Annotated in this window: 17 protein-coding genes; 13 read left to right on the top strand and 4 right to left on the bottom strand. The window is 47.7% G+C overall.

Features of this window, described 5'->3' with window-relative positions:
* Nucleotides 1-149: 149 nt before the first annotated feature.
* On the top strand, nt 150-683 hold the full coding sequence (locus AC5YBX_RS13325; RefSeq protein WP_494521105.1) for a GlcG/HbpS family heme-binding protein: 534 nt from the start codon (nt 150-152) through the stop codon (nt 681-683).
* Nucleotides 684-827: 144 nt separating this feature from the next.
* Here AC5YBX_RS13325 and AC5YBX_RS13320 read toward each other — a convergent pair whose 3' ends face one another.
* A complete protein-coding gene (locus AC5YBX_RS13320; RefSeq protein ID WP_494523815.1) occupies nt 828-2,384 on the bottom strand; it encodes a glutamate synthase-related protein in 1,557 nt (518 codons plus the stop codon).
* Between the two features lie 151 nt (nt 2,385-2,535).
* On the opposite strand from AC5YBX_RS13320, the gene AC5YBX_RS13315 reads away from it, so the two are divergent.
* Nucleotides 2,536-2,748, top strand: a complete 213-nt coding sequence (locus AC5YBX_RS13315; RefSeq protein ID WP_110457480.1) for a dodecin — start codon at nt 2,536-2,538, stop codon at nt 2,746-2,748.
* Between the two features lie 45 nt (nt 2,749-2,793).
* Here the strand turns inward: AC5YBX_RS13315 and queG are convergent, their stop codons facing one another.
* Nucleotides 2,794-4,020 carry a tRNA epoxyqueuosine(34) reductase QueG gene (gene queG / locus AC5YBX_RS13310; RefSeq protein WP_494524824.1) on the bottom strand — a complete coding sequence of 409 codons (1,227 nt, stop codon included), beginning with the start codon at nt 4,018-4,020 and terminating at the stop codon, nt 2,794-2,796.
* 343 nt (nt 4,021-4,363) lie between these two features.
* Here queG and AC5YBX_RS13305 point away from each other — a divergent pair, with 343 nt between their 5' ends.
* Both AC5YBX_RS13305 and AC5YBX_RS13300 read left to right on the top strand, forming a co-directional pair.
* A complete protein-coding gene (locus AC5YBX_RS13305; RefSeq protein ID WP_494524823.1) occupies nt 4,364-4,861 on the top strand; it encodes a phosphatase PAP2 family protein in 498 nt (165 codons plus the stop codon).
* Between the two features lie 19 nt (nt 4,862-4,880).
* Nucleotides 4,881-5,318, top strand: a complete 438-nt coding sequence (locus AC5YBX_RS13300; protein ID WP_110457482.1) for a DUF3069 domain-containing protein — start codon at nt 4,881-4,883, stop codon at nt 5,316-5,318.
* Between the two features lie 109 nt (nt 5,319-5,427).
* On the opposite strand, the gene rsuA is transcribed toward AC5YBX_RS13300, so the two are convergent.
* Nucleotides 5,428-6,117 (bottom strand): 16S rRNA pseudouridine(516) synthase RsuA, encoded by a 690-nt coding sequence (gene rsuA, locus AC5YBX_RS13295; protein ID WP_494521107.1) that lies wholly within the window; start codon nt 6,115-6,117, stop codon nt 5,428-5,430.
* A 141-nt stretch (nt 6,118-6,258) separates the two neighbouring features.
* Here rsuA and AC5YBX_RS13290 point away from each other — a divergent pair, with 141 nt between their 5' ends.
* The 9 genes from AC5YBX_RS13290 to AC5YBX_RS13250 all read left to right on the top strand — a co-directional run bounded on the left by AC5YBX_RS13290 (nt 6,259) and on the right by AC5YBX_RS13250 (nt 16,353).
* Nucleotides 6,259-6,813, top strand: coding sequence for a sugar O-acetyltransferase (locus tag AC5YBX_RS13290; protein ID WP_494523814.1), 555 nt, complete (start codon nt 6,259-6,261; stop codon nt 6,811-6,813).
* A gap of 271 nt (nt 6,814-7,084) precedes the next feature.
* Nucleotides 7,085-9,169, top strand: coding sequence for a M13 family metallopeptidase (locus AC5YBX_RS13285; RefSeq protein ID WP_494523813.1), 2,085 nt, complete (start codon nt 7,085-7,087; stop codon nt 9,167-9,169).
* Nucleotides 9,170-9,393: 224 nt separating this feature from the next.
* Complete coding sequence (locus tag AC5YBX_RS13280) at nt 9,394-10,179, top strand: RelA/SpoT domain-containing protein (protein ID WP_494523812.1); 786 nt, start codon at nt 9,394-9,396, stop codon at nt 10,177-10,179.
* 167 nt (nt 10,180-10,346) lie between these two features.
* Nucleotides 10,347-10,748, top strand: a complete 402-nt coding sequence (locus AC5YBX_RS13275; RefSeq protein ID WP_494521111.1) for an SMI1/KNR4 family protein — start codon at nt 10,347-10,349, stop codon at nt 10,746-10,748.
* Nucleotides 10,749-10,838: 90 nt separating this feature from the next.
* Nucleotides 10,839-11,339: a DUF4447 family protein gene (locus AC5YBX_RS13270; RefSeq protein WP_494523811.1), complete on the top strand. Its 501-nt coding sequence runs from the start codon at nt 10,839-10,841 to the stop codon at nt 11,337-11,339.
* Nucleotides 11,340-11,834: 495 nt separating this feature from the next.
* Entirely contained in the window at nt 11,835-13,106 is a 1,272-nt protein-coding gene (locus AC5YBX_RS13265; RefSeq protein WP_494521113.1) for an Nramp family divalent metal transporter, read from the top strand.
* A 169-nt stretch (nt 13,107-13,275) separates the two neighbouring features.
* Nucleotides 13,276-13,740 (top strand): YehS family protein, encoded by a 465-nt coding sequence (locus AC5YBX_RS13260; protein WP_110457489.1) that lies wholly within the window; start codon nt 13,276-13,278, stop codon nt 13,738-13,740.
* Between the two features lie 196 nt (nt 13,741-13,936).
* Nucleotides 13,937-15,625 carry an NAD-dependent malic enzyme gene (locus tag AC5YBX_RS13255; RefSeq protein WP_494521114.1) on the top strand — a complete coding sequence of 563 codons (1,689 nt, stop codon included), beginning with the start codon at nt 13,937-13,939 and terminating at the stop codon, nt 15,623-15,625.
* 494 nt (nt 15,626-16,119) lie between these two features.
* On the top strand, nt 16,120-16,353 hold the full coding sequence (locus AC5YBX_RS13250) for a cytochrome c3 family protein (protein ID WP_494521115.1): 234 nt from the start codon (nt 16,120-16,122) through the stop codon (nt 16,351-16,353).
* Between the two features lie 281 nt (nt 16,354-16,634).
* Here AC5YBX_RS13250 and AC5YBX_RS13245 read toward each other — a convergent pair whose 3' ends face one another.
* Nucleotides 16,635-21,530: a S8 family serine peptidase gene (locus tag AC5YBX_RS13245; protein WP_494521116.1), complete on the bottom strand. Its 4,896-nt coding sequence runs from the start codon at nt 21,528-21,530 to the stop codon at nt 16,635-16,637.
* Nucleotides 21,531-21,706 lie beyond the last annotated feature (176 nt).

Here is a 21,706-nt window from a genome sequence, read left to right as displayed (position 1 = left end):
TTTAAATGGGCCAGCTGTTTTTTAATACTTAAGTAAATCAAAGCATATCAAATTTTTAAATCAAATCGCATTGCGTTAGACTTCACTTAATTACTTGGCTTTCGTCCAAATACCTATCGTTATTCGTCAACTCAAATGTAGGGTTAAACATGAACAAATTATTAGTGTCGGCTGCGTTTGCCGCTTCAACCGTCTCCTTTGCTGGACAAGCTGACTCGGCGCAAGCCCACCAAGATGAACGTGCTGCAAATAAGCCCGAACAGGTCACCATGCTGCCTGTCCTGACTGGGCAAATGGCGCAAAAGATAGTTAATTTTGCATTTTTACAAGCTCAACAAGATCAATTGGCGGTGTCTATCACTGTGGTCGATAGATCAGGACAAACCTTAGCCGTGCTTAGGGATCATCAAGCTGGGGTGCACACCATTCGTGCCAGTTATAAAAAGGCTTACACGGCTAACTCGCAAAAAAGACCGACTGCTGTGATTGCCAAAGGGATTAAAGAGGGCACCATTCCTGAAGATATCAGGTACTTGGATGAAAATATTTTAGCCATGGACGGCGGCATTCCCATCTATATTAATGATGTGGTTGTTGGCGGCATTGGCGTGGGCGGTGCCCACGGCAGTGAAGATGTGCGCATTGCTGAGGCGGGCTTAAAAGCGCTGGCGGCAGTTAACTAGGTCGTCGGTTGAATTTTCGAGCTCTGTTGTTTTTGGCTTAATTGTTTGGAATGAGTTTTCCATTCAATGCGTATAGTGCAATAGGCTACATAGAGATGAGTCGCTAAGCGGCTCATCTCTTTTTTTCATCACTCAACCTAGCGATCAGTTGTCATTAATCGGCATGATACCGGCGTAGTTGATACCCGATAGCTGCGCCATCTCTCTATGCCATGTGGCTAAGTCATTAGAGTTAAAATCACTGAGGTGATGATGACCACAGGCGCGCGCCATCACCTGCATCAGCTCAGTTGAGGCGGCAAGAAAGTTGGCCAGTTGCTGCGCCGAGGTGTCGATATGCAGCCGTTGGCGCAGGTCAGCATTTTGGGTGGCGATACCTGCTGGACAGTTATTGGTATGACAAATTCGCGCGGCTACGCAGCCAATGGATTGCATCGCACTGTTTGCGATGGCGACGCCGTCGGCGCCCAAGGCCATGGCTTTAACAAAGTCCATCGGTAATCGAAGGCCGCCAGTGATAATCAAGGTGACGCGTCCGCTAGCGCCTTGGCTGTCTAAATAGCGCCGCGCCCGCGCTAGAGCGGCAATGGTTGGGACGCTGATATGGTCGCGAAATATTTGTGGCGCGGCGCCTGTGCCACCACCACGACCATCTAAGATGATGTAGTCGGCGCTGGCATCGAGGGCAAACTGAATATCTTGCTCAATATGGTTGGCGCTCAGTTTAAAGCCGATAGGCACGCCGCCACTGAGCTCACGTACGCGATCGGCAAAACGTTTGAAGTCGCTGACCGAGCGCAGATCATGAAAAGTCGGTGGTGAGATGGCATCTTCACCTGCTGGTATTCCCCGTACTTCGGCTATTTTTCCCTGATTTTTGATGCCAGGTAGGTGGCCGCCAGTACCGGTTTTGGCGCCTTGGCCGCCTTTAAAATGAAATGCCTGAATCGAGTGTAATAGCGCCTCTTTATAACCAAATTTGGCGCTAGCCAGCTCATAAAAATAACGTGAGTTGGCCGCTTGCTCGGCGGGTAACATGCCCCCTTCACCAGAGCAGATGCCTGTTCCTGCCAGTTCTGCTCCTTTGGCTAAGGCGATTTTCGCCTCTTCAGACAGGGCACCAAAGCTCATATCAGAGACCAATAAGGGGATGCTAAGTTGTAGCGGCTTACGCGCCTCGGGCCCGATGATAAGTTCGGTGCGCACCTCCTCATCTTCAAATAGCGGTTTTGTTGCCATCTGCGCGGTCATTATTTGGATATCGTCCCAATGGGGCAACTGCTGGCGCGGCACGCCCATGGCGACCACCGGGCCATGATGCCCCAGAGTGCTTAGCCCCTCTCTGGCTAGCTGGTGGATGAGGGCAACACTGGGCTCTTCTGCTGTGGCGATGGCGCTTGGCATCTCATCATCGCTGGAGGTCGCAGCTATGCCCGGGCCTTCTGTGCCGACTTGCTCTTGGGTAAATTGTTTATGACTGCCGTCGCAAAAAGGGGGATTACCTGTGTGCTTGCAGGCGCAAAGGTAGGCGTCGCCATCTTTTTTGGCGGTAAATGCTTTTGGCTCAAAGCCGCTGCCTTGGTGGGAACCATCGCAAAATGGCTGGTTGCTAGAGCGGCCACAGACACAAAAAAAGTATTCCTTACCTTGGGTTAATTTGACCTTCTTGGGTTTGTTGTCAGCAATAATTGGCTTGTCCATTCGAGCTCCTATGCAGATGAACTACGGCGATTTGATTGCCTTCAGTCTAGGAGATTTTTGCCATTAATGCCGATAGTGGGCTTTTTACGCGCAGAGGTAAAAAAGCTTTCTATACTCAAAGTAGACGACCAACTAACTTGGGAGAATCATTATGAGTCACACCTATAAGATCATCGAGCTTGTCGGATCTTCACCCATCAGTTCCGATGAAGCGATAAAGAATGCCATCGCCGAAGCGAGTCAGTCGTTACATCATTTACGTTGGTTTGAGGTGGTTGAGACCCGTGGCCATTTAGAGGAGGGGCTCATTGCCCATTGGCAAGTCACGGTTAAGGTGGGTTTTACCTTAGATACTGACAGATAAAGGAAGCAGGCGATAGGTGGTTTGCGCCACGGCTCATATTAAGGCTTACGCATCTCTTGGTAAGCCTTTTTCAATGGTGCGGACTACGCGCTGGGTCTTGCGGTTAGGGTGCTGCGCGGCGACCATTTGTACCGCTAATGTGCTGGTCTCATCGGCGGGTGGGTTGGCTTTTGTCTGCTGCTGCATTAACGCCCAGTCAATATGTTCTATTACCATCTCATCGACCTCATCGCTTATACGTCTGTGCTGCAGCGCGGCCATAATGGCATCCGAGTGCGGTGCATTGCCCAGCGCCACGGCAATGTTACGAAGCCAGCGCTTATGGCCAATACGGCGAATGGCACTGCCTTCGGTGTAACGTAAAAACTCGGCTTCACTCCAAGCAAACAGTGCGAGCAATTGCGGGTGTTTAAGTGGGTCGCGAGTGTGAAAGTCACTCTCTTGGGTCAATGGTGCCTGCGCATTGACGGGGCACACCAGTTGGCAGTCGTCACAGCCGTAGATACGGTTGCCGATCAGCGGCCGAAATTCGATTGGGATCGCGCCCTGCAGTTCGATGGTCAGGTAAGAGATACAGCGCCCGCCATCGACAACATAGGGTTCAACTATGGCGTTGGTGGGGCACGATTTGATACAGGCGACGCAGGTTTGGCAATCGGCCTGAATGGGCACATCTATCGGCAGCGGCAGATCAATAAGCAGTTCGCCTAAGAAGAACCAGCTGCCGGCCTGATGATTGAGCAATAAGCTGTGTTTTCCCGTCCAACCAATGCCCGCCTTCTCGGCTAATGGTCGCTCAAGAATAGGGGCTGAATCGACAAAAGGACGAAAGTTGGGTTTTTCCATGCCTAAACTGGTTAATTCTGCCTCAATCTGTTGCCCCAATTTTTTGAGCCGATTACGGATCATCTTATGGTAATCACGGCCTCCGGCATAACGAGAAATATAGGCCATATTCGGGTCGCGTAAATGGGTGGCAAAGCCAGCCTCGGGTGGCAGATAATCCATTCTCGCCGAGATCACTCTTAAGGTACCGGGGTGGAGTTCTTGCGGGCGGGCTCGCATCATCCCGTGGGCCTGCATGTAGTGCATCTGTGCGTGATACCCCTTGTCGAGCCATGCTTGTAGCTTGGGCTCTTCTTGGGTTAAGTCGGTATCGGTAATGCCTATTTGTGCAAATCCGAGCGCTTTGCCCCACTGCTTTATCTTGATGGCAAGTTGTTGCAGTTGGCTGCTATTGAGTTGAGATAGCGCTGTTGGCTGTGTTTGCATGGTAATGGTATCGACATAGTGATGATGGCTAACTGCCACATAATACCAGTTAAGCCGCAGTGGCAACACCTTGAGTGGCTCACAAGCTTAATCAGCAATTAGTGCCAGCATCAGAATTAGTATCAGCAGTAGCGTGAGGTCGTAGCGTAGCACTGGGCGCAAATGACTGAGTGCAGCTTAGTGGGGGACCGATTGGGGGCGTCGATGAAGCGTGGCAGGCAACTCATATGGGGTTTATGGCACTCAGTTTTGCTTTTCGTCTGCGCGACAGGTATAAAGTCAGCCTTTTCCCGATATCTATTTTAAGCGAGTTATAGTGAAACGATTATGCGCAAGTATTGTCATGCTGCTAAGTTCATCTTACTGCAGCGCATCTAGCCTTGAACAGTCGGGGGATGTATTGCATCTGCTGTTACCTTCGGTCACTTTAGGCGCCTCTATTGCCGTTGAAGATGATTATCAGGGCAGTTGGCAGCTGATCAAAAGCGGCGTGGTCTCGCGTGTGGCGGTCGAAGGCTTAAAATATGCCATCGATAAACAGCGTCCAGATGGATCGGGCGATGATTCTTTTCCCTCAGGGCACACCGCCGATACCTTTGCCGCGGCTACTTTTGTGCAGCAACGCTATGGTTGGCAGTGGGCGATTCCGGCTTATGTGGCTGCCGGTTATGTGGGTTATACCCGGGTGGCGAGTGATAAACACTATCTGGAAGATGTGTTAGCGGGCGCAGCGATTGGCATAGTGTCGGGACTCTATTTTACCGATCCCTATAAAGGCATCACTATCAGCCCGATTGCCGGTAAAGATAACTATGGTATTTATATCAGCGGGACATTTTAATTAAAGGGTTTACAAACATATGAATTATCAGAGTCAAGCCTATCAACAGCGGGCACAACAGGTGGCGTTAAACGTCTGCAATAGCGTTATCCCTATGGATAAGGTGCCGGCTAATTTGATGGAAGCTTATGCCAATCTTTGTCAGGAATTGATTGAAGATAAAGACCAAAAATTTGCAGCCGTGTGGGATGGCCTACCAGCCAGTGCCAGTGCATTATTGCCGCAAGCCGATTTTCATGGTTTTTATATCGCTAACGCTTGGTTGCAACTGAGTCGTGTGGCGCAAGATATTGCCGAGCTGGCCGACAGTGATGAAGCGATTGATGAAAAAGAGTACAACAATATTTTTACGCGTTTATCGGATGCGTCATTAAAAGAAAGTGCTAAAAAGCTTAAAAAAGCGCGTACCGACAGAGCCTTACTCAACAGCATCAAGAGTGTGATTGGCGGCGAGTGATAAGGTATCGCTCGCCATGACGATGCGACATGTGAGTGCCACTAAGACATAATGAACGCCCATCATTAACGCGGTTAATGATGGGCGTTTTTTTAGGGGGTATAAGCGGTTAAACCGAGGCTATTTCGGCGGCGGTTAAGTAGCGCCACTCGCCAGGTGCGAGCGCCTCGTCCAGTTCGATATGGCCGACACATTCGCGGTGTAAGCCAACAACTTTATTACCCACAGCGGCAAACATGCGTTTGACTTGATGGTACTTACCTTCGGTGATTGTTAGTCGCACCTGTTGCGGGTCAATAATCTCTAAGGTGGCAGGTTTAGTGAGGCCATCTTCATTTTTCAGTGCTATGCCTTGGGCAAACTCGGCAATGAGCGCTTCACCAATTGGATCGGCCAGCTGAACCAGATAGCGCTTACCGCACTCTTTTTTCGGTGAGGTGATTTTATGTGACCATTGGCCATCGCTGGTGATCAGTACCAGCCCAGTGGTATCGACATCTAAGCGACCAGCAATGTGCAGCTCTTCTGGTTTGGCGACATCGATAAGGCTCAGCACCGACGGGTACTCTTCATCTATGGTAGAGCAGATGGTATTGACTGGCTTGTTGAGCATGATAAAGCGAGGACCAATCACTGAGATGACTTCACCATTAAGGCAAATTTGATGGTGTGGAGTCACTTTAAAGCCGGAGTCTTTGACTATGGTGCCATCGCAGGTCACATCGCCTCGATGCAGGGCTTTTTTGGCCAGTGAGCGGGTTAAAGAGGTGGACTCGCAGATAAATTTGTCTAAACGCACAGGTTACTCGGCAATAAAATCATAATGGCAGACATTATGAGGCTAGCGCCGGCAAAGGGAAAGGGGTAGCGTAGTAATTCGCTCGACGTCACTAGCCACCATTACGATGATGTCGAGATTTAACGCTTGCAAGGATAACCCATGACAATAACACTTACAGACTTGGCTGATAGTCCATTTACTCAGATGATTAATGGTGAGGAGTATTATTGCTTAGAACCGCAATTACAAGCGTTTTGGCAACAGCAGCAACAACTTAATCAGGTGGCTAATCGCACAGGCCAACTCGACAGGCAACTGCTGCCCAATATTGTCCCCAGCGCCCATATTCAATCTCCATTCTTTATCAGCTACGGGGTCAATGTGCACCTAAGCGACGAGGTGTTTATTAATGCCAATGTCACCTTGCAAGACAATGCCCCCATCTATATTGGTCGTAATACTATGCTAGGGCCCAATGTGCAGTGTTACACCGCCAGCCACCCACTAGAGGCCGAGCGCCGCCTACAGGGATGGGAAACCGCTAAGGCGATTGATATTGGTGAGCGAGTGTGGATTGGTGGTGGGGCGATTATTCTCCCTGGGGTGACGATTGGTAATGAGGCGGTGATTGCCGCGGGGGCTGTGGTGAGTAAAGATGTGGCGGCTAAAACCCTTGTCGGCGGCAATCCAGCGAGAGAGATTAAACAGCTTTAACGGCAGGGTTATGGGTTATATGGCACCTGTGATACGAAACCTTTAGTTACATATCTGTGGTGCAATGACGTCAGTAGAATGGGAGATTAACTTGTTTACATTGGCCCAAACAATTTAACATGTATGGTTTGCAGCAAGTAACCCATTTGAACTCGATGATAAGCGCCACAGGGTTCTAGTGTGATAGTCACCTAAGTACAGTTCAACATGGCGACAGAACAATAAATAGCAACAAAACAATAATTCAATCAGCAAATACCAAGGAATTCAGATGAAGAAAGTGCTCGTAGGCGGACTTTGCGCCTCATTAATCGTGGGCCTTAGCGCCTGTAATAACAATAACGTCGAAGTTAGTGCGCCAGAGATGGCCAAAACAGAAGCCGCGGTTGCCGTTGAGCAGGCGCTGACGTCGGGTATCGACTTTGTCAACTTTGATAAATCGGTTCGTCCGCAAGACGACTTTTATTCATATGTGAATGGCACCTGGATCAATAACACCGAGATCCCAAGCGACCGTACTAGCACGGGCGCTTTCTATGATTTACGTGAAAAGTCTCGTGATGACGTTAAAGCCATTATTGAAGAAGTGGCTGCAACGGCTAATCTTACCGCGGGCAGTGACGAGCAAAAAGTGGCCGATCTGTATCGCTCATTTATGGACACAGACACCTTAAACGCATTAGGGATAAAGCCTATTCAGGCTGAACTAGATAAGATTGCCGCACTGCAAAATAAAAATGAATTAGTCGAGTATTTTGCCCATAGCCAAGTGATTGGCGGGGGCACACCCCTAGCATTTTACATCAACATCGACGCCAAAGATTCTAGCCGTTATGCCACCCATATTTGGCAGTATGGCTTAAGCTTGCCAGAAAAAGATTACTATTTTAACGAGGCAGAGCGCTTCGTTAAGATCCGTCAGGCGTTTGTCGAACACATTGAAAAAATGTTCACGTTGGCAGGCTTACCTAATCCTAAAGCTAGCGCTGAACAGGTGTTAGCCCTAGAAACCGCAATCGCTAGCCGTCATTGGGATGTGGTCGAAACGCGTGATAGCACTAAGATCTATAACCTGTATCAAGTGGCTGAGCTCTCTAGCTTAGCACCAGACATCAACTGGGACGGTTACCTCAAAACCTTAGGTGCCGACCAGCAAGCAGACATTATCATTAACCAACCTAGCTTTATTGAAGGTTTCAATGAGGTGCTTAAGGCTAATGATTTAGCCACATGGCAGACCTATATGACTTGGCAAACCCTCACCCATTTTGCCGGTAATTTAAGCTTAGATCTCGACAAAGAGAATTTTGAGTTTTTCGCGAAGACCCTTAATGGCCAAGCCGAACAAGAGCCTCGTTGGAAGCGCGGCGTGGGCGCGGTGAATTCAGTCTTAGGTGAAGTTGTCGGCAAGGTGTACGTTAAGCGTCACTTTACTCCTGAAGCTAAAGAGCGCATGCAAGGTTTGGTTGAAAACTTACGCGGCGCCTACGGCGAAAGTATCGAAAACTTAAGCTGGATGAGTCCAGACACCAAAGTGGCGGCTAAAGATAAGTTGGCTAAATTTGACCCTAAAATCGGCTATCCCGATCGCTGGGAAGATTACACTAAGCTGACCATTAAAAGTGATGACTTAGTGGGTAACGCCATGCGCGCCAGTACCTTAAGTCATGATAAAGAGCTAGAAAAACTCGGCTCAGCGATTCGGAAGTGGGAGTGGCACATGACGCCGCAAACCGTTAACGCTTACTACAATCCAACGATGAATGAAATTGTCTTCCCTGCGGCTATCTTACAACCGCCATTTTTTAACATGGCGGCCGATGATGCGGTTAACTATGGTGGCATTGGCGCTGTAATTGGCCATGAAATGGGCCATGGTTTCGATGACCAAGGGGCTAAGTTTGATGGTGAAGGCAACATGCGTGATTGGTGGACAGAGCAAGACTTAAAAGAGTTTGCCGCGCGCGGTAAAGCCTTAGTCGAACAGTACAATAACTATGCGGTGTTCGACGACCTTAAAGTCAACGGTGAGTTGACGCTGGGTGAGAACATTGGCGATCTGTCGGGAGTGACCATCGCCTACAAGGCTTACAAGATGTCACTCGATGGCAAAGAAGCGCCGGTTATTGACGGCTTGAGTGGTGATGAGCGCTTCTTTATCGGCTTTAGCCAAATTTGGCGCGCTAAGATGAAAGAGGAAGCGATGCGTAATCGAGTGGCTACCGATCCTCATTCACCCGCTAAATTCCGTGCGATAGGAGCACTGTCAAACATGCCCGAGTTTTACACCACCTTTAACGTTAAAGAGGGCGACGCTATGTATATTGCGCCTGAAAAGCAGGTGAAAATTTGGTAAGTCTGTAAGGCAAGATTAAGCGCTATGCTATCTGCTGCTATGCAGATAGATTTCACGCTTTAAAATTTAACTTTAGTTAATAAAAAGAGCGCATTACGCGCTCTTTTTTGTTGGTTTTTTATCGTGCGTTAAGATGAATCAATATTCACTTTGCATTCAGCAAGGGTTAAGCCATTGGAGGATAGATTAGAGGCTCGAGGTTAGGATTGTTACCGAGGATGGTTATGAATAGATTATTTCGCACCTTTATTATTTTCCTGTTATTGCTGTCGACCCGTAGCGGTTTAGCCGCCAGTTATGAGCCCCAAGTTAATCTAAAAGACCCACGCAGCAACTTCATCTCCCGCCAATCATTTAATCCTAACCTCGCTGGCCTTATCGCCATCCCCACCACGTCGTCACAACCCATTCGACAAACCAGCAGTAATCTAGAGCAACTTTACGCCAAAGCCGATGGCGCTCAGCAAGAGTTGCAAGACATACTCAAGAGTATTGATGGGGCTGAGCACTACGAGTTGATTGTACCAGCGATTAAAAGTTATCAGCGCGCGGCGCAGAAGGTCGCCGTTAAGTTTAATGGTGATGCCAGTCAAATTACCGATTTAGCCCGTGCCAGTATTGTTGCCAGCGATATTCATCGCCTGATGCAGGCCTTTGCCGCTTTGCAACATAAGGCGACGGTTGTGCAGGTTAAAAACCGTTTTGCCACGCCTAAGGCCTCGGGTTATCGCGATCTTAATCTGTTAGTCAAGCTGCCACAAAGCGGCATGATTGCCGAGGTTCAGTTACATCTTAATGCCATTGCCGAGATTAAAAGTGGTGAGGAGCATCAGATTTATCAAGCAGTACAAACTATTGAAGCCAACGCCAAAGAGCAGCAACGTGCACTGAGTCAATTGGAACTGGCTAAAATCACTCAGTTACGTCAGCAGTCTCATAAGTGCTATCACAAGGCATGGTTGCACTATAAACGTATCGACAGTGCGAACCTTATTGCCCAAGCTGCGTAGGTGGCAACGGCATATTGTCCTCAGCCGATGGCGTCGCGCGATAGATAATCCACCGCTACACCATTGAGCTGCGTTTACCCATCAGCCTTCGACTGAAATTGGCTTAACAAATCCCCGCCAAAGCGATTATACTTGCCGCCATTAGCCCCATAACTAGCGAATAAACCATGCATGATCTGATCGAACAGCTACAGGAATTAAGTGAAACCGTACCGGTTCCGTTAGAGTTACCCACCTTTGAACAGCTGGTGGAGGTGGAAGAGCAAATTTTGATCCCACTGCCTGCAGAGTTAAAAGAGTACCTCTTGTATGCCAGTGATGTGATCCACGGTACGCTAGAACCCGTGACCGCCAGCGATCCTTATGCGCATACCTATTTGCCCGAGGTGACCTCATATGCATGGTCCATTGGCCTGCCTCGAGAGTACATCGCTATCTGTCAGATGGGCGATGACTTTTACTGTATCGACCAAGAAGGTCAGGTGATGTTGTGGCGTGATGGTGAGCTCGATGAGGATGGTTGGGAGTCGTTTTGGCAGTGGGCCGAAGATGTGTGGATCCAAGCTTAGCCGCTTAACCTTGTGAGCGCTTTTTTTACCTTAGCTGATATTTATCCCAGCAAAACGATAGATGTTTACGTACTCAATTTGGAAATCAATATGTCGAAAAATGCAGAGTTAAATGCGATTGAAATTACCTACCTGCGCCACTCTTTAGGTTTAAGTGCGGCGCAAGTTGCTGAACTATCAAAGTCGACCGAAGCGCAAGTGCTGGCTTGGGAAGCGGGCGAGGCTGACGTATCAGGACTTGCAGCAAAAAAATTACTTGAGCTTGATGAAACCATCGAGATGCAAGTACTTAATACCTGTGATGGTATTGAAGAGTTATTTAAAAAAGAACCCAAGCGCCGTTTAAGCTTTGTGGTGTACCCAACGCAGGCAATTTATACCCAATACAACCCTGAGTTTTTGAGTGCATTGCCGTTAACTGAGCTGTACAACACCGCGGCATGGCGTATCAAAAAAGAGTGCAAGTTGGTGCTAGAGGTTGATGTGACTTTAGTGGCTCTGGATGTCGACGCCTATAAAGCTTATCGCGAAAAAGAGGGGCTTAAAGAAAGCCGTGAAAGCCGTGCTAAGTGGGCGGCCACCCAGCTTTAAGTGATCGCTCAAATACCGTAAAGGTAGCCAGAAGACTAATGCCAGTCAGTTAAGCTGACTGGCATTTTTTGTTTTTGCTCGGGCTTGCTCTAGGTCGATCGCATCGCTCTTTGGGACGGCCTATTTTCAGCATGCTTGAGCGTCAAAGTCGCAATGTGCTTCTATTAAGGTTTCATCGTTTTCTGGAAACGTCTTAGGTCAGTTAATGGTAATGATGGGAAGCCGGTGAGCATGAGCCTTATGGCTGCTTTTTACTCTTTATTTTTAGTGGGTGTTGTAATGGCTGAAATTAATCTGGTGATTCATTGAATGAATGTCTATTGACTCTATTTTAAAGACAGTTTCATATAGAATTTGTTTTATCTATGTTTTCTCTAATTAAGTTGTTTAAACAACTTCCATGAGGAGAGCCCGAGCCTAGCGTGCCATTATGTGGGATTAATACAATATTGCAGGCAGCAACCTACCAAATATGAATAAACGGATAAATATACTATGAATAGCACGCATGCCACGGTGGCCATTGGCCCACTTGAACGAATCAATCGCGTACTCAAAGCCACGGGGCCTGGGTTGTTAATGGCGGCAGCGGCCATTGGAGCATCGCATTTGGTCGCTTCAACCCGCGCTGGCGCCGAATTTGGTTGGCAGCTCGCTTGGGTGATCGTGGCGGTTAATTTACTTAAGTATCCGTTTTTTGCGGCAGGAGCGCGTTATACCGCCGCCACTGGCGAGAGTTTGCTGCACGGTTACTTGCAGCAGGGCAGGCGCTACCTATTGTTGTTTACCGTGCTCAATACCATTGCGGCCATCGCTAGCACCGCGGGGGTGGCGATGTTAACCGCGGCGATGCTCACTTTGTTTATTCCCTTGTCTATCGATATCTTGGCGTTCATCGTCTTAGCGTCGAGCTTACTCATGTTGATACTGGGGCATTATCAACTGCTTGATAAGGTGACTAAGGTGGTCATGTTGGTGTTAACCATTACCACCTTAACGGCTGCAGCATTAGCGTTTAACGCCGAGCCCATTATAGTTGACGGATTTGTGTCACCTTCGCCATGGGATTGGGCCCATGTGGGCTTTTTGGTGGCGATGATGGGCTGGATGCCCGCGCCTATTGAAGTCAGTTGTTGGAACTCATTATGGCTATTAGAAAAGCAAAAGCAGCAAAGAGTGACTCAAGCGCAAGCCTTGTTCGATTTTAATTTAGGTTATGCCACTACAGCGGTATTGGCGGTGGTATTTTTATCCTTAGGAACCTTGGTGATGCATGGCAGCGGTGAGCATTTCTCGGCCTCTGGAGCCCAATTTGCTGACCAGCTCATTACCCTTTATAGCCAAGTACTTGGCAGCGAAAGTCGTTATTTAATCGCCATTGTGGCCCTGCTGTGTATTTTCAGTACCACTGTCACTGTGATTGATGGTTACAGCCGAACCTTAGCGTTAGGTTGGCAATTATTGATGCAGCAGCCAAGCGACAAAAGTAGTGCTTGGCTAACGGCCATCATGGTGGGGGTGAGTCTATTGGGGCTGGGGATCATCTTATTTTTCAAAGGTGCCTTGTTGCCATTATTACAGTTTGTTATGACGCTAGCGTTTATGACGACCATTATTTTTGCGTGGCTCAATTACCGATTAATGACCAGTGAACGCTTGGCCGTGGCGGATCGTTATGGTACTAAAATGCGCTTACTATCTTGGTTGGGCATGGGGTATTTGCTGGGCTTTGCAGGCCTATTTATCTATTGGAAAACGCTAGGGTAATCGTTTGTCTTGTGGGCTTGACTCCAATGTATATACGCAGGTGAAATATCGGCGGCGTGATGAGCCAAAAATGGTGAAAAAATCGCTTAGTTAACGGTAAAACTCAGTTATAATACGCCTCTAAGATGATCGCGCAGCCGCGCTATCCAAAAGGTAAAGACATTCGATTATGATTAACAACGATATATTACGCCGTTTACGTTTTGTGTTTGACTACCAAAATGCAAAAATGATTAAGATTTTTGCCAAGGTAAAACATGAGATAACCCAAGAAGAACTGCTCGACATGCTTAAGAAAGAGTCAGAAGAGGGCTATAAACCGTGTAACGATAAGACCCTTTGTCTGTTCCTTGATGGCTTGATCATCGAGAAGCGCGGTTTAAAAGAGGGCGCTGAGATCCCTGAGCCCGTGTCGCAGTTAAACAATAACCTGATATTCAAGAAGCTTCGAGTCGCACTTGAGATGCGTGAAGAAGATATCATCAACACGCTTGCCTTGGCAGACTTCAGCATGAGCAAGTCAGAGTTAGGTGCTTTGTTTAGAAAGCCGGGTCATAAGCACTTTAAAGAGTGTGGCGATCAGGTGTTGCGTAACTTCCTTACTGGGTTATCGATTAAATATCGTGGTAAGTGATCTTCAATAAGTCATATCAAAAGCACAGCCTAGGCTGTGCTTTTTTGTGTGCCAAAGTAGGATGTTTAAAACAAAGGCAAGGATAAAATAATCAAAAATCCACCGCTAAAAAGACAACAAAGATCACACTTTGTGGTAATCTTGCCGCATTCGAACGACAGTCAATCCACTATTTCACATACAATAAAGGTTACCAATGGACGATAATAAACGCCCGCTATATCTTCCTTTTGCCGGCCCAGCCATTTTGGAGGCGCCTCTTATTAATAAAGGCAGTGCGTTTACCGAAGAAGAGCGTATTTTCTTTAACCTTGAGGGCCTCCTGCCTCATGTTATCGAAACAATTGAAGAACAAGCGTCGCGTGCCTACGACCAATATAAAAACTTCAGCAATGATCTCGATAGACATATCTATTTGAGAAACATTCAAGACACCAACGAAACCCTATTTTATCGTTTAGTGCAAAACCACATTACCGAGATGATGCCTATCATCTACACCCCTACGGTGGGGATGGCGTGTGAGCGTTTTTCAAAAAACTATCGTCGTAACCGGGGTCTGTTTGTCTCTTATCCTCATAAAGACCGTATCGATGATATTTTGAATAACTCGACTCGCCAAAAAGTGAAGATCATAGTGGTCACCGATGGCGAGCGTATCTTAGGCCTTGGTGACCAAGGCATTGGTGGTATGGGGATCCCTATCGGCAAACTCTCTCTGTATACCAGTTGTGGCGGGATCAGCCCTGCATATACCTTGCCTATTACGTTGGATGTGGGCACGGATAATCCGCACTTGCTTGAAGACCCTATGTATATGGGCTGGCGTAATCAGCGTATTGGTGGCGAAGAATATGCCGAATTTGTTGAAGCCTTTATGCAAGCCGTACATCGTCGCTGGCCAGATGCATTGATCCAGTTTGAAGATTTTGCGCAAAAGAATGCCATGCCATTACTTGAGCGTTATAAAGACCAATACTGCTGTTTTAATGACGATATTCAAGGCACAGCCGCAGTAACAGTTGGTTCATTACTGGCTGCGTGTAAGGCTGCTAATACCCAGTTGAGCCAGCAGCGAATTGCGTTTCTAGGTGCTGGCAGCGCCGGCTGCGGTATCGCCGAGGCGATTGTGGCGCAAATGGTCTCTGAAGGTATTTCTGATGAGCTGGCTCGTCAGCAGGTGTTTATGGTTGACCGTTGGGGCTTGCTGCAAGACAACATGCCTAACTTATTGCCGTTCCAGCAAACCTTGGCACAGAAGTCTGCGCTGGTAGATAGCTGGACGACCGAGAGTGAAAACATTTCATTGTTGGACGTGATGCACAATGGCAAGCCGACTGTATTGATTGGTGTGTCAGGGGCGCCGGGATTATTTAGTGAAGAGATCATCAAAGCGATGCACAGTCATTGCGCGCGCCCTATCATTTTCCCGTTGTCAAATCCAACCAGCCGTGTTGAGGCAACGCCAAAAGACATTTTGCATTGGACCAAAGGGGAAGCATTGGTTGCCACAGGCAGTCCATTTGAACCTGTGGTCATTGACGAACAAACCTTTGAAATTGCCCAGTGCAACAACAGTTATATCTTCCCTGGTATTGGCCTTGGGGTGTTGGCTTCTGGTGCTAAACGCGTCAGCAATGAAATGTTGATGGCCTCGAGCCGTGCGTTAGCCGAATGTTCACCATTGGCGATACAGGGACACGGTTCACTGCTGCCTAAATTGGAGAATATTCACCAAGTGAGTAAGCATATTGCGTTTGCGGTGGCTAAGGTTGCTGTTGAGCAAGGCCATGCACTGCCTTGCAGCGATGAGTTGTTGTTACAAGCGATTGAGGATAACTTTTGGACGGCCGATTACCGTCGTTATAAGCGCACCTCGTTCTAAGCAACCTTGTTGTAATGTGAAAAAGCTGCCCAAGGGCAGCTTTTTTATTGGGTGTTTATTGTAAGCGGTACTTGATAGTATAAATGCTGCTTAATCAGTTCATTATCCATTTACTGCACTGTACTTATTGCTATCGCTAGGCTTTATGGTGGATAAATGCGCTAGGCCAGTAGATTCATCTAGAACTCGCCTACAATTAACCTGAATTTAGATGTGCTTAGGCTGATTAACCTTGTGTTAATCATATTGACAGTCATCACAAAGTTGAGCTTTAACGTTTGATGCTATTAGCATTTTACGCCAATTGTTGTTACTTTTAAGTTTCAGTTAATACTGATCGGTAAGTCTAGGTTTATCGGTTCGCAGCAATTTGCTTTTTTAGTAGGTGTTTAGCCTTAGCGAAAATTGAGGTTCGCTGTAAAAGCTAAATTGAGCGTCACCTTTATTTCACTATTTTGTCAGTTTGGCCATAGCCGCTGACTCTAGGAGCCACTATGAAATATCTCGCTATTGTTGCCGCCTTACTCTTTGCTGGTTCAGCTGCAGCACTCGATTGCACTGAATGCCATGAGAAAGTCGATTTGACGGTACACCAAGAAGCCGAAGCAACGTTGGCTACATGTAGTGATTGTCATGGCATCAATGATGCTCACGCGATCGACATGGAAATGCATACCCCTGAATTAACGATTACTGAGTGCGCTGATTGCCACGGTTTAGAAAAGTAATTATCGGCTAGCCAAATTGTTGTAATAAAAGCCATCTTATTTATAAGGTGGCTTTTTTTATGGCATGTTTCACACCAAGGTGCCATCCAATAATCTTATCTCAAATACCAAAATTCCGAATCGTTGTTACAGCTCACTTAGGTGGGGAGTACTAAAAAAAGGGCCCTCGTTGAGGACCCTTTGTTGGCATTACCTTGTTAGCGTCAACTTAAGATTGAGCCTTCGACTGAATGATTCAGTTTTAGGCCCAGGTATTAAGCGACTCTGTTAAAGCTTCAGTGTTAGTGAAACTTTCTACGACGTCCAGCTGCCAATGCTAATAAGCCAACGGCCAAGAAACCTAAGCTGCCACCATCATCATCGGGAGTTTCTGGTGCTGGCGCTTCAGGCTCTGGTGCTGGTGGCGTCGGTTCTACGCCGTCAGACATAACCACGAGTGTAAAGCTGGTGTGTACTGCATCGTTAGGGAAGGTGATGTCATGGGCTGTAACCGTAACGGTGGTTTCGCCATGCCAATCTTGCTCTGGTGTTAAGGTCACCAAGTTACCTTCGATAACGGCACTAACGTGCTCGCCACTGACTTTAATGCCATTAGCGGTATTTTCTTTATCTTGTATTAGCACCTCAAAGCTTATGCTGTCATTTTCATCGACAGACATATCATTAAGCGCGCCAATAGACAGATTCGATGGCACGTTAATGACTGTGGTAGTTGTGATGCTATCGCTGCCGGTGTAGTCACTGTCTACCGCTAGGTTAAGTGCTTGACCAACTGCTGTGGCACTGACTCTAGCTGAAAACGACACTTTAATTTCAGATTGCTCTGGGCCAGCATAGTTAGCACAGACCACAAGTCCTTCTTCAATCTTTGAGTCAAGATCGTCAAAGGCAAAGCCATCACCACTATAACCATAACTTGGGCCATAGGTGCCCCGTGGGCCATAGTAGCCATGCAGACCAATTGACCCTAAGTGTGATTTAGCGCCTTGAATTTTGTCATAAGCGAACACAAATTCATGCTTGCCAGGGGTGAAGTCTATTTTACTCGAGGCAATCACTTCGAAGCTATAACGTGCGTCGTAGTCTGGCTCGAAGTTAACCCCCCATGCAAACTCTTGGCGCATATTATCCCATTCGACAATCAGGTAATCACCGCTTACCGTGCTTGCCATACTCACACCATCTAGGCTGTCGGTGTCCATGTTGTATTCAGATAGAATAAAACCGTCGCCGCGCCATAGTGGGGCAATAATCGTGTCAGGGAAGAAATCTGCAGCAACAGGATAGTGCGCAGGCCAGAACAGCGGCATGCTATCAAGTTGAATAAAGCCACCGGGTGAAATGGCGAGCGTATCTGGCTCCATATAATCAGGGTTATTGTTATACAGTGGGATACGGTCAATACCAAAGATGTTTAATGGTAAGATCACGGTGTCATTTGAACGACCTTGGATCGCTGGCTCTGCGGTGATACCCGCTTCGCTAAGTAGATCTAAGTAGTATGGGTTTGAGCCGATGGGGACTCGACAGCTCTCATCTACAGCACTGGTGGTGTAGTGATATTGACGTTTTTGAGCGTTACTCGCCATCTGAACTGTGCTTAAGCTGATCTGCTGTCCTTCAATATTGATTGAATCTTGCAGACTTTGGTTGTTGCTAATTGCTGTGACAGTGTCAGCCAACAGTTGCAAGCCTTCTGGTAGCGTAAGATGCATGTTCACATCTCGCTCTAGCCCAAGGGTGTTGGGGGCCAGTGTCACGGTGACATCGACAACATCGCCTTCTTTAGCTTGTTCTTGACTGGTCACAATAGCAACATCGTCACCGCCGTGAACCAAATGGACAGCCATCTTACCAATGTTACCGACATTGTCAGCGCTGCTACCCACTTCAATTACGCCATAGAAACGATCGCCTTTTTCTGCGCCAGGCAATGTCCAATGCATCTGCAGTTGGTAAGGGTCAAGCCCATTGGTGCTTTGTGGTCCTGTGACGTCTAACTGTTGATTACTTTCATTGGGAATAACCGCTAAGCTAGTCGTGATACTGTCTTGGGTATCTTTAGCATCGCCATAGAGGCTCTTATTGTTGCTAACCAGAGCCCAGTAACGACCCGGTACGGGATTATTGATGTTGCAGTAGTCGAGGATGTCGGTCGATGAGAAACAAATTGCTTCGTCATACCAGTCAACTAGTCCATTTTCATTGAGATCAATACCGATATCAACCTTGCTCACAGCAGATTTATCTTCAGCCGTTATTTCCCAGACGATACGACTCGTGCCTTCTGGTACATCGAAGAATTGGATATCAATACCTGGATTGCTCTTTAGCGTTTCAGGCTGAGTGTAATCAGGGAGTTTTGATGCACTAAGCTTATGTTCAGTCATTTGCCCAGCGGTTAAGCCATGGACTTTTACATTGAGCTCACTAATCTCTTTGGTCATCAACTCAGGCGTCAGCACGGTACCCGTGTCACGGTGGATCATGCCCGATACCATTTCTGGCAGGCTGGAGCCGCTATAACGAGCCATTACAGGCAGGTACTGTTTTGATAGGTTGCTATCTTTAGGGGTGATTTCAACCTTACCAAACACCTCGTTAGACGAAGAGTTCGCATTAACCGATGACACATCCAGCACTTTGGCGGTAACCATAATGCTTTGCGACTGGCCAGCCTTGAGGCTAAAACTGTTTGGATAGACACCTAACTCAAGGAAAGGCGCACCTTCGGCTTCGAGTCCAGTTGCGCTGATATCCCATTCACCATCGGTTGTCGCGGTAAAGGTACGCATCCAGGTACAGCTGCTTTTACATTCAGCATTCACTAAGTAAGGCACGTTCAGCGCGGTAACATCACCGCCTTCTTCTGGATTGGCTGCGCGGTAGTTATCAGCCGTTTCATCCATGACTAAGCCCGCTTTCATTGCGCGAGCTACGTTAATGACACCACTACCCATCTCATAGAAGGTGGCTTCTTTGAGCTCGGGTGGATAACTTCTACCATATGACTTTCCTGGCAGAGCCGTGGTCATCAAGGCTGATTGGATCATCGCCGGAGTCCATTGTGGATAGGCTTGAGTCAGTAGCGCTAATGCACCCGCCACGTGTGGGCCAGACATAGAGGTACCACTGATTGCCACGTAATCACTTGGCGCTGGGTACATGCTAAAGGGCATTTCATCGGCGTAAGCGGCAAAAATATCCACCCCAGGCGCAGATACGTTGGGCACCATCACATTAGGATTGCTCAGGCTAGGACCGCGTGATGAGAAGCTGGCTAACACATCGGCTTCACGTTCGGTGGTCACAATCTCAGATGGATAAATACTGGCTTGTGCATCCTGTGTGTTGGCAACCCATTCGGTGAGTTTTCTACCCGCATTGTAGTCAACATGTAACCCTGGAATGGGGAACGTATTTAAGTTCAAGCTATTACCGCCGGTACCATCGTCCCAATTAATCGCATTGTAGAGTATGACAGCACCTGCACCGCCTGCAGCAACATTGACGCCTTTGTCGACACGGGCGATATCGCCACGTTTACACAAGACAATCTCATTGCTGTTAAAGGTATTGGCTGGGAACGGGGTTAGACAGAGTGCATCGCCATAATGGGCTGCATCTACCAGAGTACCGCTGAACTCACCCGTAATGCCGGCACCGGTGATATCTTCTGGTGCGTTTGCACCAACAAAATCGGTAAGCCTACCAGGGATTTGGTCGATTTTACGGCCATGGGTGCTAGCAGCAACCGAGGTTAACCAAGGTGATACATGGTCTATATAAGATGGGCCGTATTGGCCCCAGTTACCTGCAGAAGCTGCGACAGAAATGCCTGATTCACGCGCGGCCAGAAATGCCATCTCGATGGCATCATACCAAGGTAAACTCTCTAAACCACCAATGGAGAAGTTAATGACATCAACGCCGTCGATAATGGCATCTTCTATCGCGGCCACAAGTGCATCTCCAGGGCAACCACCATAGGTTTCACTGTAAGAGCCATCTCCGGCATAACAGGCTTGATAAGCGATAATGTTGGCACGTGGTGCAACACCCGATATTTCAGGGAACACTAATGGCGTTGGTACACCATCAGAAGATTCTGTCATGCCATTAAGTGGGAAGTTCACATTATACAGTAGGTTACCCGCAACCGTACTAGCAGTATGTGAGCCGTGACCGCTATAATCTTCGCCGTTAGGTGGGCGCTTATAATCGACATCCCAACGTGGAACATCCGGTTGATAAACTGGGTCTTTATAGCTATCTGTAATGACTTCGTACGAGCGAACCCCTATCAGTTTGCTGTTACACATCATAGGGTATTCGAGACAATCACCTATGTAATTCCCTTCGCCCAATGGGTTGGTGTGCTTATATCCGTCACCTGCAACGGCGGCAAATGAGGGGTGGTCCGAGTTAATTCCGGTATCGATAATACCGGCAATAATCCCTTCACCACGTAGCTCAACCCCATCGGGGGCGCTTGAGCCTTGCCAAACCATGTCTGCACCAATGTGCTTTGGTCCTGCGTCGGTAAATAGTTTGTACTCTTTAGCGCGTGTGACCGCCTTGACACCAGCCATTTTCGCCACATCGGCGGCTTGCTGCTGTGTGAGAGTTAGAGTCATACCGTTTAAGGCAACATTAAAGCGCTGTTTAATTTGAACATCGGGGGCGACCATCCTAATTTGGTTCACCGCGCGATCTTGCGCTTGTGTTAAGAACTTCTTGTAGCTCTTAGCCGCAGGGCTTTTGACATCTAAAGTGCCACGGCCACTACTGCGCATATTGGATTGCTGGCTGCGTGGAGAGGTCGCAGCATAATCTGGACGCTCGCCTTGATATAGCGCGATTGGCGCATCCATTAACTGAATGATATAGGTATGCTGACCTTGAATCTCGTCTTCCCACACAAAAGGCGCTTGATGATTACTGCCTTTTGCTGCGCGATGAACATTGAGACCGATTTGTCCGGGGGGGGTGGCTTTGCTTGCTGCTGAATGGGAAGATTTGTTGTTGTACTTTTCCAGCAGTTCGGGCGTAATTTTGACACCGACCAAATTATTGGCTTGGCGCAGTTCTGGGGACAAGGGGTCAGCAACAAGCGCCCCTAATCCTGTCGCATATAACGCGGCTAGCGTCATAATGCTGATCTTCTTAAGTTTCATGCTTCATTCCTTGTTTATTTTTATTGTTGCGACATTGTTAATCATCGCCGCTCGATTGTTACGGTTTATATTGTTGAGACGCCAATGCGTTATGCGTATGAAGGTATAGCTAAAAGCCATGGGGCTCACCTGTTTTGGTTTTTAATCTTTTTTATCAGTAGTTTGACTCTTTGCAT

The sequence above is a fragment of the Shewanella sp. 492 genome (genome assembly GCF_059338445.1).
Note: the sequence above shows the minus strand (reverse complement) of the source record. Positions and strands in the feature narration are given on the sequence as shown.

Coding starts and splice junctions, on each gene's coding strand:
- AC5YBX_RS13325 (WP_494521105.1), top strand. CDS start 150: ATGAACAAATTATTAGTGTCGGCTGCGTTTGCCGCTTCAACCGTCTCC.
- AC5YBX_RS13320 (WP_494523815.1), bottom strand. CDS start 2,384: ATGGACAAGCCAATTATTGCTGACAACAAACCCAAGAAGGTCAAATTA.
- AC5YBX_RS13315 (WP_110457480.1), top strand. CDS start 2,536: ATGAGTCACACCTATAAGATCATCGAGCTTGTCGGATCTTCACCCATC.
- queG (WP_494524824.1), bottom strand. CDS start 4,020: ATGCAAACACAGCCAACAGCGCTATCTCAACTCAATAGCAGCCAACTG.
- AC5YBX_RS13305 (WP_494524823.1), top strand. CDS start 4,364: ATGCTGCTAAGTTCATCTTACTGCAGCGCATCTAGCCTTGAACAGTCG.
- AC5YBX_RS13300 (WP_110457482.1), top strand. CDS start 4,881: ATGAATTATCAGAGTCAAGCCTATCAACAGCGGGCACAACAGGTGGCG.
- AC5YBX_RS13290 (WP_494523814.1), top strand. CDS start 6,259: ATGACAATAACACTTACAGACTTGGCTGATAGTCCATTTACTCAGATG.
- AC5YBX_RS13285 (WP_494523813.1), top strand. CDS start 7,085: ATGAAGAAAGTGCTCGTAGGCGGACTTTGCGCCTCATTAATCGTGGGC.
- AC5YBX_RS13280 (WP_494523812.1), top strand. CDS start 9,394: ATGAATAGATTATTTCGCACCTTTATTATTTTCCTGTTATTGCTGTCG.
- AC5YBX_RS13275 (WP_494521111.1), top strand. CDS start 10,347: ATGCATGATCTGATCGAACAGCTACAGGAATTAAGTGAAACCGTACCG.
- AC5YBX_RS13270 (WP_494523811.1), top strand. CDS start 10,839: ATGTCGAAAAATGCAGAGTTAAATGCGATTGAAATTACCTACCTGCGC.
- AC5YBX_RS13265 (WP_494521113.1), top strand. CDS start 11,835: ATGAATAGCACGCATGCCACGGTGGCCATTGGCCCACTTGAACGAATC.
- AC5YBX_RS13260 (WP_110457489.1), top strand. CDS start 13,276: ATGATTAACAACGATATATTACGCCGTTTACGTTTTGTGTTTGACTAC.
- AC5YBX_RS13255 (WP_494521114.1), top strand. CDS start 13,937: ATGGACGATAATAAACGCCCGCTATATCTTCCTTTTGCCGGCCCAGCC.
- AC5YBX_RS13250 (WP_494521115.1), top strand. CDS start 16,120: ATGAAATATCTCGCTATTGTTGCCGCCTTACTCTTTGCTGGTTCAGCT.
- AC5YBX_RS13245 (WP_494521116.1), bottom strand. CDS start 21,530: ATGAAACTTAAGAAGATCAGCATTATGACGCTAGCCGCGTTATATGCG.